Source organism: Sulfuricurvum sp., assembly GCF_028712165.1.
GTDB lineage: Bacteria > Campylobacterota > Campylobacteria > Campylobacterales > Sulfurimonadaceae > Sulfuricurvum.
In genome coordinates, this window is the sequence record NZ_JAQTQR010000070.1 from 1 (window position 1) to 14,663 (window position 14,663).

Below are 14,663 nucleotides of genomic sequence, written 5' to 3' on the forward strand. Positions count from 1 at the left end.
AACGCAAACAACACTAATTACCGTCCTGCTTACGCTGTAGCGTAAGTTTAATTTAATTTAGGACTGCGCTACCTTCCTATGCTATAACCGGAAGGGCTTGGCGTATAACCCCTGTGATAGCTATATTCTTGGAATGTCTCGGACAGGAATGAATTTAGAGAATTGGATGATGTAGCTTTGCACGTTGTGTGATAGTCATCTGAAAAACAAACAACGTTACTAAGCATGTAGACGCCTTTACTTCCTTGGTTTAGGACTCCGGTTCAATCCCGGACGCCTCCACCAACTTTTCAGCCTATTTCAGATATTTTCCCCACTTCTTTTATCTCTTATGTGTCCAAATTGAGCCATATTTACTATCCTGTATACTAAAAAAAGTAGCCTGTCCCCTTTTTCTTTTTTCTCTTGTCTTTTAGTAGCAGTATAACAATGCAGGGTGGGAAAAAAGGGATAGAAAGATAATTTTTTAAGCTATAAAGACATAAAAAATGGTGAAAAATAAAAATAGTTTAATATGGTCTCGTTTGCTATAATACACTCTATTCCACACTAAGGCACATAATTTGTCACTTTTTCAAAATCTGCACTTAGTTCCATCGAACAAGATGATAGTCTTATCATCTTATGAAAAAAAGTTTGTTTTGACCATGTTCAAATATGTTTAAAAGATTATGATTCTTTTAAATATGGAAAATACAGAATGACACCGCAACAATTATCTGAACTTGGACTTATTGTTGATAGAGCTTGCGATCTTGGTGATGAACAAGAACTTTTAATAATTATTGCTATAAACAGTGAGTATGTTGAAACCCTAAATGGCTCGATAGAAAAAGCAACTCTATATTATTTTTTAGCGAACGCTTGGAGCGGACTAAGAACTATTCGTCATTATAAAGATAAATCTTCTATTTGGAATTATGAGCAAGATGAAATTAACCATGAAATTATTTACTTACGCAAGGCTAAAAAAGAAAAAAGTTTTTTAGAATTACCCGTCGAATATCAATGTTCTATTCTCACAAATTTAGCAAATATATTTAGTCATGCGGGAAGGACAGTTTATGCACTCAGGCTTTATACACAAGCTCTTAAGATTGAAAAAAACTTTTTTATGGCTCGTGCTAATCGAGGATTGTGTTATTTATCGTATTTAAGATTGGATTATGACGAAAGCCATAAAATATTTTTTGCAAAATTAGCATACGATGATCTAATACAAGCATCAAAATATATAGATTTATATATTAAAAATGGGATTCACGTTGAATATCATAGTGACTTAAAAGCTCAATTTAATGCGGAGATACAGGGCATTGAAGCTCATGTTCAAAAAGATTTTTTGCTTACAAATCTAGAACTAGATAAGTTTTCTTTTGGAAAGTTACAAGAAGAACAGGACTATAGACGATGGGGATTGTCTAATTGTTTATTTCTTAGCTCAATGAACGATATAGGTAATCATAGTATCGCAGTACATGATCCGCTTAATCTCCCAAATCTATTTTCAGATATTGATAGTGGATTCCAAAAATATATTACATATTTTAATCAGATGAAACAAGAATATATTACCTACCGTCATTTGCTGTATGAAGGGATTCGAGAAAAAACAAATAAATTGTATGACCAAAATACAGCTCTTACAGATGATTACGATTATAATCTTTATGATATTGATACTGAAAAAATTAAATTGGCGTTTCGGGGATTTTATTCAATTTTTGACAAAATAGCCTATTTTCTGAATGAATATTTTGATTTACCACATGGCGAAAAAATAGATTTCCGTACAGTTTGGAAAGACAGTAGTAATTATAAAAAACTTAATCCTAAATTTGATGGATTGAGCAATTTAGCTTTACGAGGATTATACTTTATAAGTAAAGACCTTTTTTCTCCAAAAGATAACAAATCATTTATTACTGTTGTTGAACCAGAATCAGAAAAAATCAATGATATTAGAAATCATTTAGAACACAAGTTTATTAATATTAAATTGATTGATGTCAGTGAATATCAAATAGAAGATAAGAGGGAACAGAGTAAACAAATTACAAGGGATGAGTTAGAAAATAAAACGTTGCATTTGGCAAGATTGGTGCGTGAAGCTATGCTTTATCTTTCTTTTACTGTGCATATTGAAGAAGATAATAATAGAAGCACACATGGAAAATATATGTCAATAGTATTAGAAACTCTGAGGTCGAGATAGATAAACCACCATGTCTAAAGTAAAATCAATAAATGAAAGAAAATACATGATTATAAAAGATGCGATTGAAAAAATTTATGAAACAAATACAAATTACTCTCACCCTGAACAGGCAATAAATCAGGCAGAATCACTTAAATCACTATCAAGCGACTTATACACAGACTCAAAACGATTTATTTATGAACTTTTACAAAATGCAGATGATTCGTCCGTAAATGGGCAATTAGTGAATGCGGAAATTAAACTTTTTCATAATAAATTAGTTGTGGTTCACAATGGAAAAGCTTTTGATGAATCAGACATTAGAGGTATTTGTGGGGTTAACAATGGAACAAAAAAATCTTCCATCGACAAAACTGGTTATAAAGGGATAGGCTTTAAATCTGTATTTGGACAATCGGACAAAGTGATCATCTTTTCAAATGGCGAATATTTCAAATTTGATGCAAATCACGATTTCGGCTGGAAAAAAGAATGGAGTTTAAATAAAGATACTTGGGAAGTAGACAATAACAGAAAATTTGTTTTTCCTTGGCAGATAATTCCCATTTATACTTCTGAAAAAGAGATAGAACAAGAGATTCAAACTTTTTTAAAGACTGATTGGAATGTAGCAACAATCATCGAGCTTTTTAAAAAAGATGATGTACAAAATGCGATAGAAGAGTTATCAAGCAATGTTAATATGTTTTTATTTTTAAAAAATATCAACAGCATAAAATTTACGACTGATCAAACAATTGAAATTTCCATTGACAGAAAAACAAAAGACGAATATACGCTATCTAAAAATAAAGACATTAAATCTCAATGGATTATTAGAACAGTTCGCTTAGAGGTAACAGATGAATTAAAAAAATCACTCCAAAATGAAAGAAATATTCCCGATAAGCTATTGCAAACCGATAAAATAGAATTGACTATGGCTATACAAAAAGGAAAAGAGGGGTTAAAAAAATTAGCATCTAATGAGAGTTTATTATATGCTTATCTACCGACAGATGAGAAACGCTACTCTTTGCCTATACTTGTAAATACTACTTTTTTAATGTCTGCAAATCGTGAATCACTTCATGCTGATTCTAAATGGAATCAATGGCTATTTAAATCAATCAGTCTTGAATTATTTAAATGGATAGCATCACTGGTAAAGTGTGAATATTCCTATCAAGCGTATCAGTTAATACCAAATAAGTTATCAACGAATGATGAGTTAAGCAGAGAATATAACAGAGGTATAGATGAAGCTGTTGAAACAATAGCTTTTATTCTTTCAAAAGAAAATGAGTTACTAAAAGTCAAAGAAGCGATTATAGATTCAACTTTTTTATCCGAAAAGACTTTTATAGGTTCTGAAATTGTTAGAAAATTCATTATTCATAAACTTGGAAATGAAAATTTTATAGTTGAAAAACCTTTTGTAGTAAATACAAGTTTTAACTCATTGCTTAAAGAGATAGGCGTTGTAATATTTACATGGAGTGATGTACCTGCTTTTTTTGCTTTTGAAGATTTTTTGTCTGAACATACTGTGGACAAAAATATAAAGCTCATACAATATTTTAAAAATGAGAGTGAGATAAAAGACTCCACAATTGATGAGAAAAAATTAAAAAGTTGGGCTTTTATTTTTGATCATAAGAATAAGCTAAATCATCCAAATAATGTATATTTTCCTACATCTGATGATAAAACTTGGAATAATCCTGAAAGCTCATTATCATTTTTACATCAAGAAATTCAAACATGGCTACTCGAAAAACAAAAAAGTAGAGAGTGGTTAGAAAAACTGGGGGTTGTAGAAAAAACAGATATTACATTTCTAGAAAAAACTATCATTCCAAATGCAAAAAATTATGTTACAAATGAAAATGCCATTGAGACAATACAAACAATATTTAGCTTATATAAAAAAGAGAAAATTGAAGATCAATTGGCACAATTAGCTGATTTAAAACTTCTTACAAAAACAGGGGTATTAATATCTGCATCACAATGTTATTTTTCTGATGAGTATAATCCAAAACTAAAAATTGAAGAAAATATCAAGGATGATATATTTTTGAGTGAAAAATACTTGCTTTTAGATGATGATAAAGATCATCTTAGGATATTTTTTAAATGCATGGGAGTGCAAGATAGCATTACTGTTTTAAGCATCAACGAAAAAATTCCTAAAGAAATATTTATTCAAGAATATGGTTTACCAAAAGAATATTTTACACATAATCTAAATAGCTATGGATTTTCAACGAGTAGTTACAAGGATATAGTCATATTAAGCTTTTTATCTCAACTAAAATATTTCAATTTTTCTAAACTTTTTTGGGATTTTGTTATTCAAAACATATCAGTGAGTGAATTAACAAAAAATGCTAGAGCATATTGGGGACATCATGGAATGCAAGGGCAAACAACAGGTAACTTAGTAGACAGTTATTTAAGATGGCATGTACAGAATATAAAATGTATCCCCACAAAAAAAGGGTTTTGTGAAAAATCAATTTCTGTATTTATTAATAATAAAGAGATGGGAGAACTTGCAGGTGAATATTTACCTGTCTTTGATGGCTCTATCGAACTTACGCAAGATTGGAAAGCATTTTTTAGTTTCAAAACAGAATTTCAACTTAAAGATTATTTAGAATTGTTAACTGCCATTTTTGACCATAAAACAAATGAAAATAAATTAAAAGAACCTAACAAAAAAAGAGTTCAGCAAATTTTCCAAAAACTCTTAGTGCAATCAAATAATTGGAATATAGCAGAGATTGAAAAAGTTAAAACTTGGGCAGAATCAGCTTTTTTAATGGATGAAGATTTTAATATTGTTGAAGCTAAAAACTTAAAATATTATGCCGATGGGGATACATCGATTTTTCAAGAGATTTATCAATTCATTGGGTTGAATGAAGAAAATAAAGCGCATCAAAATATTGATAATTTATTAGAATATTTTGGAATAGAAATATTAAGACAAGATAATTTTGATATTGAGATTGAAGGAGATAAATTAGACTCTGATTTAAAAGATAAGTTAGAAAGTATCTTCCCATATTTGGAAAATTGGATTGTTAAAGTTGATAGTGATTTTTCAGGTGAACAATTAAAAGAACTACATGAAAGGCTTCAAAAACTAGCTATTTTTGAAGCTACTAAACTTTCTTTATCGTATGATGGAAATATTTTAAAAACAGTCCAGCTTCATTGGGATAAAAATGAATTGCTAGTAACCAAACATTGGTCTTCTAATAAAGTTTTAATCTCATTGCCAAAAGTTTTATGTGACTATTTCGATCTCAAAGGTTATGAAGATAAATTAGAGTTTTTGTTAAGAGAAAATGATATTTCAGAAATAGATGCATATTTTGAAAATGAAGGGATTGCATTACCTTCTATAGGTATTAAAGTATACCAACCAAAACAAAAAATCCACGATGATATAAGTCTTCCATCAATAGATACACCACAAACATTAGCTAGTTTTGGGATCACAAATTTTGAGGAATTTGAAAAAGCAAAGCAATTTTCATCTCAATTGATCCATAACACTATTCCAACACCAGAAATGTTTGAAGCTTCTCAGCGATTGATAGAACGAGCTACAAAAAATATTGAAATTTATTTAAAAACTCAACCGGAATATGATTGTACCGATATTGAACAAGTAGCGCCTACAATTTTAGGCGGTATCGTAAAAAATGGACAAGATATTAGTGTAGTGGCTAGACCATCAGATGATAATCAAATTATCATCTATTACGATTCAGAAAAAGATGTATTGGAGCTTGATGGAAGCGAACTATGGTATGAAGATGGGAAATCTACACCGAAACAACTTACATTAGGTAAGCTACTAAAAAATACTAAAATATCTAGGATTCCAGTATGAGTTTAAAAGAAGAGATTCTTGGTTTAATTAAACAACCTGAAAATGAAAGCGTTGAGTTTAAAGCAGTTTTGCCACCTTCAAGAGTGATTGCTAAAATTATAGCTTCGTTTGCAAATACCGAGGGTGGGTATTTAATACTTGGTGTTTTAGATAATGGGACACCAAAAGGGTTGAGTGGAGATTTTTTTGCTACGGAAACAGTGCATAAAGCTATAGATTTATTGACTCCACGACCAATAGTTAATTATGAATATGTTGACCTAAGTGCTAAAAGACTTTTTGTAATAAAAACAGAAAAATCGAATAATAAAATTTTATTTGAAAATGATATATACATACGTGTTGGTGAACAGACTCAATTGTCGGCTGCATCTGGTGAACCGGAATTTACATCACAAAAGTATCCTAAAGTTACTATATTATTCAATGATTTAATAGCACAATCTGAAAGCTCAACAGAATCAAAAAGAAAATATTTTGAACATATAAAAAGTATTTTAAAAATTATAGATGACTTAGGAAATATTTTATATCCTGATAATGTCGAGACAATTACAACAAATCAAGAAGGAAAAATATTAAGCCGTATTCTTTATTCATCTTTTACAGATAATTTTGAAACATATTTATCTGACTTACTTTTTGAGATATTTCTTGCAAAACCAGAGACTTTAAAATCCAAACAAGAAGTTACGATAGAGGAAGTTTTAAATTGTAGTGATATGCAAGATTTTGTACATTATTGGGCAAAGCAAAAGATAGGGAAACTTCAAAAAGGTAGTGTTAAAGGTTTTATAGAAGATACGAAGCAGATTAAAGATTTGGATGTTTTGGGAGCTGTGGAAATCAAAGAGATAGATAAATTATTACAAATTAGACATTTATTCTCACATAGAAATGGAATTGTTGATGAAAAATTTTTAAAATTTTATTCGAATATTGCACCATTAAATAGTGAGTTCAATATGGCAATTAGTGATATTGTTGTAAAACTCGAATATTTGATTGAAATAGTGAACCGCATTGATACCGCTTCAATTCAAAAATATAATTTATCCACTTAATAGGCTGGATGATGAAACAGTTTTTTTTTGACATTCCAGTATATAGACTTTCAGAAAAAAAATATTATGTAGAACAAGATGCTAATAGTCGAAAAATTTATAAATACTTTTACCTAAAAAATGAAACTCGAATTCCGGCGATAAGTTATGAACGATTTTTAGAGTTACCAACTTCACGACCTGATATGTGGAGATACAATGAAATTATTGGTTATATAAGACTTTATATACTTGGGCATGAGATTAGAGGGGAATATTATCAGCATAAAGCCCTAAAAATTTACAAAACTAGAAGAAAACATTTTATATATAAAACGCATAAGCTTGCGGCAGAAATCAGTATCTTACATCAAAATGATACGCAGATATATGAATCAGTATTGAGGTATCTACAAAAATGTGAATTAGAACTCAAAAAAAGATACATTGATATAGAACATTTTAAACAAATAGGACAATATGTACAATGGAACTTAATGATTCAAATGTATCGTGATAGACTAAATACTCAGCATGATGAGTTAAATTAAAAAAGATAGATCAAAAATGAAAGTACAAAATATACTTGGAATTGAAAAATAAAAAATTGTATATGGAGTTTGAATGAATAAAAAAATACCTTGGTACAAGCAAAATCGTTTGTCACTTACACAATATGAAAAAAATGCTGAGCTTTATAAAGCTTCACTCGAAGCGTTTTTTAATAACGAGCTTGAATCCGATAAAACGATTTTAGGATTATCAGTAGCAGCGATTGGTTTTTATATGGCTTTATTTTTAAATAAAGACCTGCAAATTACTGGAATTATGTTTATAAGTATTATTGTATCCCTCTTATGTTTTTTACTTGTTTCAGGAATGATACTATTAATCTTTATACGAAATAAAAAACAGCTATTGCATATAGTAGAAACTACAGGAGGGATAAAAGAAGATACAACTCTCGAATTCCTTGATAAGTGGAAATATTTGCCATTTGTAATAGGAATTGTATGTAGTATCATTTTTACGATATTATTGATGTTTACAAAAATTCACGATGCAGGAAAACCTATGGCAGATAAGAATGAAAGAATAAAGGCAATTGATACTACACCAAAGCCAATGGGAGTTATTACACCATCAAACTCTCAGGCTGGTGTAAGTAATATTGTAAATTCAAATAGTGGCAATAAAGACGCAAATAAAACAGGATCTAAAGATGGCAAATAAAAAAGCAATATACACTGGAGACGGGCTGAGCAAGTTGATTAAAGCGAATAATTCAAACTTGGAACGTGGCATGAGTGGAGTGACAAAATCGAACCAAGCTGGGTCTAAAACATCATCCGACCAATCGAAAAAATCATAAAAGTAAAATCATGCTATTTTTTGAAAATTCCAAATTTTTGACTGCTGAAGAAAGTGCTGAGTTATTTCGATCTAATCCAAATTATCATCATCTACTCCTTGATGTATACCGTGAAACTACACCTGCATTTTTTTCATCAAAAGACCCTACACACTTAGCGTTGCAGATAAATATTATGCGAAATAATCACATTCTAGATGTTGATGAAGAATTGAACGTTAAGTATGTCGCAGGCTTTTATGCGGATATGCAATCCCCAACGATGGTGATATCATCTCTATATGTTAACTCAAAATACAGACAGCAGGGAATTGCTACAAAACTACTAAAATATTTTCAAGAAGAGGTATGTGGTGAAAATATGATTTTGGTGTCAGCCGTTTCCCCTTCAAACCATGAAGCGATTGATTTATTCCATTCTTTAGGGTTTACATCCCCTCTCCCGCTTAGTGAACCGGATGATTTAGGAGCACAATACGTTGATATGTTTTGGGCACAAAAAAAATTTAAAGTTTGGCATGAGGGAAGACTGCTAAAAGCTGAATTTATTTAAGCTATGGGAGTTTAATCCCTCATAACTTATTACTCTTCATCTTCCCATGTTACATTGGGGCAACAATTCCCTGAATTTATTACATCACAATTACGAACTTCAGTATCACTATGCGAAATTGTACCTTGTGGGTATTCCCAACAATTAAAAGTTATTTCTAAAGACTTACCACAATCACAACTAAATTCATATTCTGCTTGATGGTGTGATTCTGCACCCATTTGTCTTTCATCAGAGTCTACGATACTCCATTCTAATTCATCACATCCAATAGTGTGTTGTTTCTGACATGCATTACATTCTACGGTCATTTTTTTATTCCTTTGTTTAGATTAGCCATAACTTTCGCAGGATCATTCTTAAATAGTACTTAAGAATTATATACTTTGATTCAATTTTCTAAGTATTAGTCTATAGTTTTACTTGACAAATAGTATCACTTATGATACGTTTAGTAAAATTAAAAAGTATCAAATTTGATACCAAAAGAAGCTACCATGTTTAAATCATTAATACTCTCTGAACTCAAAAAACAAAAAGAGGCACTATCTATCCCTTATGAGGCTATCGCTACTCGTTCAGGATTAGGAATTGCAACGGTCAAACGGGCGTTTTCAGGGCATGATATATCCCTCGATACTCTCGACAAAATAGCGATAGCTTTGGGATGTGAGATTGCAATAAAACCGAAACAATCGGCAAAAGCACTCTATCAGGCGCAAATCGAGAAAAAAGCACAGGAGATTGTGAGTCGAGTGATCCAAACGTCTGCACTGGAAAACCAATCACCAAGCAATGAAGCGAAAAAAAAGATGTTTACCCAAGCCAAAGCGATGATCTCTAAAATGCCAAAATCAAAAGTTTGGGGATAGTTCTTTTTTAGTTGAAAGAATGTACAGAAAGATTTTTATGAATCATTTATAGATTTTCGTGTATACTTCTTTTCAGAATTGACCACTGCGTAGCGGGGGTCAATTATCCTTCGGTAATACAACTAATCCATGTCCTCCAACTTTTCCATTTTTATCTTTACGAAATTTTTGTTCAATGATCTCAAAATCTTTGTTTGTTTTTTTGCCTATGATGTGCCGACCGATGGGAGAAACCACTAAATCTGCCAGTTGTAGACCGTTTAGATTTTCTTTTTTATCTTTTAGAATTAGCCCACCCGAAATGCGATCTTCGATTTCAGCACCTTTGAGAAAACGGGTTCCTTTGATTTTTAGCTGTAACCAAGAAAGCTCAAGTTCATGGTCAAGCGTTCGATCCCGCTTTTCAGCAATAACAAGCCCTTTTTTCTCATCCGATTTAATCTCCATATAAAACCGTTCGACAAGGACATTTAGCCCAAGCATATACGGATCAATAGCGGCAAAATCGTATTTGGCAACATGCTCTTTTTTCTTGATCACGCAAGCAACGACTTTAAAATCAAGAGTAGCGATAATATGATTCAACTTCTCGTAGAAATTCTCACGAAACGCTTTTTCCTTTAGTCGTTCAAAGCCATTTTTATTGCGTGTGATGTCGGCAGTGTGAAGAATAATATCCGTTGTACCGAACATCTCTTTTTTGAACTGATCTATACGTTCATTGAGATTTTCGAGCTTATCACGATCTACGATTACCCCACCTAAAACAAATACGGGATATTGATCGTCAATTTTTGTGAGGTTATGATCACCAGACTCATCCAAAAAGAGTATTTTCATATTGGCAATAAGTCCTTTGATTGATATTTATTATGGTGATTATATCTATTGGAGCTTGTAATCATGGTAAATGTATAATGATAAGAGTTAATCCAACAGGGTAAAAATTAGAAAAACCGACATAGGTTGATATCTATGTCGAAAAAATCGAAAAAAATCGACATACTATTTGAGGCTAAAAATAGTTAAAGAGATAAGTATAATGTAGTCTTTAATGTAGTTTATTTTTTATGTACTCTTAAAAATATCCTTATTTAGCCTTTGTTCTATAGAGGACGCCTCCACCAACCATCCCAAAACTTTCCCTTTTCCCAGCCGGTCTAAAAATCATTATTATTGGTATATAATCTATTCAAGGTTAAAACATTTCCAGCGTACTCTCAAGATTTTCTCATGTTGATCCTATAGAATCCCATTATATTTTTATAAAAGGATAAATAGTGAAACGTATATTCTTTATCTGTTTGACATTTCTTTCCGTGTCTCTTTATGGAGCAATGGGTTCATCAGTCACTATTCCGACACAAGAACATATGAAATATACTTTTGGAAATCATAGAAACCATTTAGTAAAAAGTATGGAAGAACACCAGTATTATAAATCAATGGCACCCATGAATGAAGAGGATATCCGCAAGCATCTATCCGATGAAGGATATGGTGTCCGTGGTGTCAAACTCCGTGACATTGCTTCAGAACTGGTGTATCAAGTCTATGCTACTGATTCCACTGCAAAAGATATCAAACTTTATGTTGATCCTGCTAACGGATCGATTTTGAAAATGGAGCCGATACAATGAAAACGACGTGGGCATATAGTCTTATTTTAATACCGTTTTTAGGACATGCAATCAGTTTTCATGACCTTTCTGAACAAGCTTATACGGTTTCCGGGGAACTCATCCAATCACACGGACGTATGGATGCGATCGGTTTTGAAAAGGCTGCCGTTTTGGCAGGGGAGCCTTTGAGCATCGAGACATCCGGACGAAAGATACATGCGGATGCCCCTGCTGACAGCGGTCAGCAGTATGGGGTTATGGTTGATTATACGATGAAAATGCCGTCTCTTAGATCGGCACAAGCGTATGAATTTGACCTCCAAAAAAAAGGGACTGAATCTGAGATGTCGGTTCAAAAAGGGCTGATACAAGTAGCATTGAAACGTTCTTGGCTGATGTATCAGCTCGAGCAGGAAAGAAATGCGGTTCTGTCGCAAAAACGTGATTTTTCGTATAAAGCTTACCAAGTCGGAGAAAAGAAATTCAAAGCCGGACGATTGTCGCAGATGGAACTTTTGCGTTTGGAAAGCGAATACAAAAATACACTTCAAGAAGTAGCCGCGGTAATGATGGAAGCTGAACATGCACAGCACTATCTAAAAGAATCGGTTATGTCGCAGGAAAACGTTATCGTCGACGATATGAATTTTGAATTTATCAAATCTGCTGCATTGGAGGATCGTATTAACAATGCACCGTTGTTGAAATCATTGAATGTCCGGATTGAAGCGATAGATGCCCAGATTTCCACGCTGCGCCACTCTACAGTAGAATCTGTCTCATTTGGGGTCGGAATGACACAGGAACCGACACAGAACAGTCTCGATTTCCGTCTGACCGTGCCGCTGGCACTCAGCAGTAAAAATGAGAATAAAATTGCCGCATTGATGAGCGAGCGAAGTGCTTTGGTCCATTCGCGAGAAGTAAGCAAACAAAAACTTAACATCAGTGTTAGCGGATTGGTGGAACATTTGCAAGAGCGTGAAGAGAGAATCAAGGTTTTGAGTGAAAACGAAAACAGTTATGAAACTCTCTTTACGATAGCGCAAAAAGGGTATGAAGGGGGCGTAATAGGCCAATTCGAGTATCTTGCTGCCAAAAACGCTTATTATGATGCACGCTTACGCACGCTTCAAGTCAAACAAAATTACATTGAAGAAATGTCTACAATCGAAGAAAAAATCGGGGGGATCTGGTAATGAAAAAAAGTTTATTGATTCTGTTAAGCGCTACGGCATTAATGGCACAAATCACAATGAGTGACGCTCAAATGAAAAAAATGGGCATTGCAGTAGAACAGGTACGAATTATCAAGTCTGAACCCATGGGACCGTTTATCGGAAGCTTTGATTACAGCGACAAAGGTGCCCGAAGTTATACGCTAAGCGGCGAAGCTACGGTAGCGGAACTGATGAAACAAACCGGAGATACCGTAAAAAAAGGGGAAGTCATTTGTACCATTGCCTCTTCCGAATTGCTTTCAAGCAGCTATGAACTAAATGATCTTCGAAATCGTCTCAAAATGGCTCAAGAATATGCAAAAAAAGATGAAACTCTCTACAAAGACGGAGTGATATCCTTGCGTGAATCGCAAAAAAGCAACATTGAAGTTTTGAGTTTGAAATCCAAAGTCGCCGAGATAGAGAACCGATTTATTTTCTCTGGTGCGGATATTCAACCGAAAAACGGGATGATGTTCACGATCAGAGCGCGTCAAAGCGGTATATTGGCGCATGCTCCTCTTAAAGCCGGAGAAAAGATTGAACCGTTTGTCCCTTATCTGAAAATTGCCAGTGCAAATGCCCTCAGTGCGTTTATCAAAATCCCTCCAAAAATGATTGGAAGCATCCATAAAGGTGCGTTGGTGATGGACAAAACAGGTGCGGAAGCCGGAAAAATTACAGCAGTATCCTCTGCTGTTGACGTCATGAGCAATTCTGCGACCGCTGTTGCTGTTTTGACTGCAAATAATAATAACCGCGCAGGGACTTCGGGTGAATTTTATATTGCTTCAACGCAAACCGACAAATGGATATTGCTGCCGCGTTCTTCGGTTACAAAATACAAGAAAAACGATATCTGCTTTGTACAAACGTCAACAGGGTTTAAACCCCAAACGATTCAGATTCAAAAGATTTATAAAGATTATATCGCGGTGAAACCAGAGGGGTTGGACTCTACAACAAAAGTCGCGAGTGACGGGATCATTACTCTCAAAGGCGCATTAAGCGGATTGGGATTTGAATAATGTTGAACTCTATTATTGAATTTTCTCTCAAACAACGGCTCATCGTCATTCTCCTCTCCCTGGCCTTGTTCGGGTATGGGGTCTATTCGTTTTTGAAAATACCGATTGATGCTTTTCCGGATATTTCATCGACTCAGGTGAAAATCATTTTGAAAGCACCCGGAATGACTCCTGAAGAGGTTGAAAACCGTGTGGTTAAGCCGTTAGAAGCAGAATTGTTAGGACTGGAGAATGAAAAGCTACTCAAGAGTACTTCAAAATATGCGATTGCCGACATAACGATTGATTTTAATGACGGTACGGATATTTATCGGGCACGTAATCAGGTTTCTGAAAAACTTGCATCGCTCCTTCCGTCACTACCAAAAGGGGTAGAGGGGGGAATGGCGCCTATTACGACACCGTTGGGCGAAGCATTTATGTTTACGATTGAAGGAAACATAAGTCCAAAAGAGAAACGTGAATTGCTCGATTTTGTCATTCGTCCGGTATTACGGGGTGCAAAAGGGGTGGCGGATGTCAATTCTCTCGGCGGTGAAGCACGGGCTATCGTAGTGCAGCCTGATTATACGGCAATGCGCCATCTGGGAATTCCTCTGAGTACCTTGCAGGATACCTTGGAAAAAAATCTGAAAAATGACGGCGCAGGACGGGTTGACGCAAACGAAGAGAGCTATTTGGTTAAAGTTCAAAGCGGTGTCAAAGATGCGAGCGAAATTGCGAATATTACGATCCATTCCCACAACGGACCGATTCGTGTAGGTGATTTCTGTGACGTTCGAGACGATTCGAGAACACGATTGGGATATGTCACCAAAGACGGTGTCGGAGAAGCGACTGAGG

General features: G+C 33.9%; 14 protein-coding genes and 1 other RNA gene. 13 read left to right on the top strand and 2 right to left on the bottom strand.

Annotated features, from left to right (window positions below; genetic code table 11):
- The 8 genes from ssrA to PHP90_RS11430 form a co-directional block, all read left to right on the top strand.
- Window positions 1-285: a transfer-messenger RNA gene (ssrA, locus tag PHP90_RS11395) on the top strand; the annotation flags it as partial.
- A 415-nt stretch (window positions 286-700) separates the two neighbouring features.
- On the top strand, window positions 701-2,215 hold the full coding sequence (locus PHP90_RS11400) for an LA2681 family HEPN domain-containing protein (RefSeq protein ID WP_299929885.1): 1,515 nt from the start codon (window positions 701-703) through the stop codon (window positions 2,213-2,215).
- A gap of 10 nt (window positions 2,216-2,225) precedes the next feature.
- Window positions 2,226-6,110, top strand: coding sequence for a hypothetical protein (locus tag PHP90_RS11405; RefSeq protein WP_299929888.1), 3,885 nt, complete (start codon window positions 2,226-2,228; stop codon window positions 6,108-6,110).
- On the top strand, window positions 6,107-7,174 hold the full coding sequence (locus tag PHP90_RS11410) for an ATP-binding protein (protein ID WP_299929891.1): 1,068 nt from the start codon (window positions 6,107-6,109) through the stop codon (window positions 7,172-7,174). Before PHP90_RS11405 ends, PHP90_RS11410 begins: the two co-directional genes overlap by 4 nt.
- A gap of 11 nt (window positions 7,175-7,185) precedes the next feature.
- Window positions 7,186-7,704, top strand: a complete 519-nt coding sequence (locus tag PHP90_RS11415; RefSeq protein ID WP_299929894.1) for a hypothetical protein — start codon at window positions 7,186-7,188, stop codon at window positions 7,702-7,704.
- 73 nt (window positions 7,705-7,777) lie between these two features.
- Window positions 7,778-8,386, top strand: a complete 609-nt coding sequence (locus tag PHP90_RS11420; protein ID WP_299929897.1) for a hypothetical protein — start codon at window positions 7,778-7,780, stop codon at window positions 8,384-8,386.
- Window positions 8,376-8,525 (top strand): hypothetical protein, encoded by a 150-nt coding sequence (locus tag PHP90_RS11425; RefSeq protein WP_299929899.1) that lies wholly within the window; start codon window positions 8,376-8,378, stop codon window positions 8,523-8,525. The genes PHP90_RS11420 and PHP90_RS11425 overlap by 11 nt, the downstream gene beginning before the upstream one ends.
- A 10-nt stretch (window positions 8,526-8,535) precedes the next feature.
- Window positions 8,536-9,078: a GNAT family N-acetyltransferase gene (locus PHP90_RS11430; protein WP_299929902.1), complete on the top strand. Its 543-nt coding sequence runs from the start codon at window positions 8,536-8,538 to the stop codon at window positions 9,076-9,078.
- 29 nt (window positions 9,079-9,107) lie between these two features.
- Here the strand turns inward: PHP90_RS11430 and PHP90_RS11435 are convergent, their stop codons facing one another.
- Entirely contained in the window at window positions 9,108-9,389 is a 282-nt protein-coding gene (locus PHP90_RS11435; RefSeq protein WP_299929905.1) for a hypothetical protein, read from the bottom strand.
- A 186-nt stretch (window positions 9,390-9,575) separates the two neighbouring features.
- Here PHP90_RS11435 and PHP90_RS11440 point away from each other — a divergent pair, with 186 nt between their 5' ends.
- The gene (locus PHP90_RS11440) at window positions 9,576-9,950 is read left to right on the top strand and encodes a helix-turn-helix domain-containing protein (RefSeq protein ID WP_299929909.1); all 375 of its coding nucleotides are present in this window, start codon (window positions 9,576-9,578) and stop codon (window positions 9,948-9,950) included.
- A 99-nt stretch (window positions 9,951-10,049) separates the two neighbouring features.
- On the opposite strand, the gene PHP90_RS11445 is transcribed toward PHP90_RS11440, so the two are convergent.
- Window positions 10,050-10,790 (bottom strand): DUF3800 domain-containing protein, encoded by a 741-nt coding sequence (locus PHP90_RS11445; RefSeq protein ID WP_299929914.1) that lies wholly within the window; start codon window positions 10,788-10,790, stop codon window positions 10,050-10,052.
- Window positions 10,791-11,230: 440 nt separating this feature from the next.
- Between PHP90_RS11445 and PHP90_RS11450 the strand changes: the two genes are divergently transcribed.
- The 4 genes from PHP90_RS11450 to PHP90_RS11465 form a co-directional block, all read left to right on the top strand.
- Complete coding sequence (locus PHP90_RS11450; RefSeq protein ID WP_299929917.1) at window positions 11,231-11,590, top strand: PepSY domain-containing protein; 360 nt, start codon at window positions 11,231-11,233, stop codon at window positions 11,588-11,590.
- On the top strand, window positions 11,587-12,771 hold the full coding sequence (locus PHP90_RS11455; protein WP_299929920.1) for a TolC family protein: 1,185 nt from the start codon (window positions 11,587-11,589) through the stop codon (window positions 12,769-12,771). Before PHP90_RS11450 ends, PHP90_RS11455 begins: the two co-directional genes overlap by 4 nt.
- Window positions 12,771-13,820: an efflux RND transporter periplasmic adaptor subunit gene (locus tag PHP90_RS11460; RefSeq protein ID WP_299929923.1), complete on the top strand. Its 1,050-nt coding sequence runs from the start codon at window positions 12,771-12,773 to the stop codon at window positions 13,818-13,820. Before PHP90_RS11455 ends, PHP90_RS11460 begins: the two co-directional genes overlap by 1 nt.
- The coding region (locus PHP90_RS11465) for an efflux RND transporter permease subunit (protein ID WP_299929927.1) at window positions 13,820-14,663 on the top strand (844 nt) is incomplete at its 3' end. The genes PHP90_RS11460 and PHP90_RS11465, both read left to right, overlap by 1 nt.

Coding starts and splice junctions, on each gene's coding strand:
- PHP90_RS11440 (WP_299929909.1), top strand. CDS start 9,576: ATGTTTAAATCATTAATACTCTCTGAACTCAAAAAACAAAAAGAGGCA.
- PHP90_RS11410 (WP_299929891.1), top strand. CDS start 6,107: ATGAGTTTAAAAGAAGAGATTCTTGGTTTAATTAAACAACCTGAAAAT.
- PHP90_RS11445 (WP_299929914.1), bottom strand. CDS start 10,790: ATGAAAATACTCTTTTTGGATGAGTCTGGTGATCATAACCTCACAAAA.
- PHP90_RS11420 (WP_299929897.1), top strand. CDS start 7,778: ATGAATAAAAAAATACCTTGGTACAAGCAAAATCGTTTGTCACTTACA.
- PHP90_RS11415 (WP_299929894.1), top strand. CDS start 7,186: ATGAAACAGTTTTTTTTTGACATTCCAGTATATAGACTTTCAGAAAAA.
- PHP90_RS11400 (WP_299929885.1), top strand. CDS start 701: ATGACACCGCAACAATTATCTGAACTTGGACTTATTGTTGATAGAGCT.
- PHP90_RS11435 (WP_299929905.1), bottom strand. CDS start 9,389: ATGACCGTAGAATGTAATGCATGTCAGAAACAACACACTATTGGATGT.
- PHP90_RS11455 (WP_299929920.1), top strand. CDS start 11,587: ATGAAAACGACGTGGGCATATAGTCTTATTTTAATACCGTTTTTAGGA.
- PHP90_RS11425 (WP_299929899.1), top strand. CDS start 8,376: ATGGCAAATAAAAAAGCAATATACACTGGAGACGGGCTGAGCAAGTTG.
- PHP90_RS11430 (WP_299929902.1), top strand. CDS start 8,536: ATGCTATTTTTTGAAAATTCCAAATTTTTGACTGCTGAAGAAAGTGCT.
- PHP90_RS11405 (WP_299929888.1), top strand. CDS start 2,226: ATGTCTAAAGTAAAATCAATAAATGAAAGAAAATACATGATTATAAAA.
- PHP90_RS11460 (WP_299929923.1), top strand. CDS start 12,771: ATGAAAAAAAGTTTATTGATTCTGTTAAGCGCTACGGCATTAATGGCA.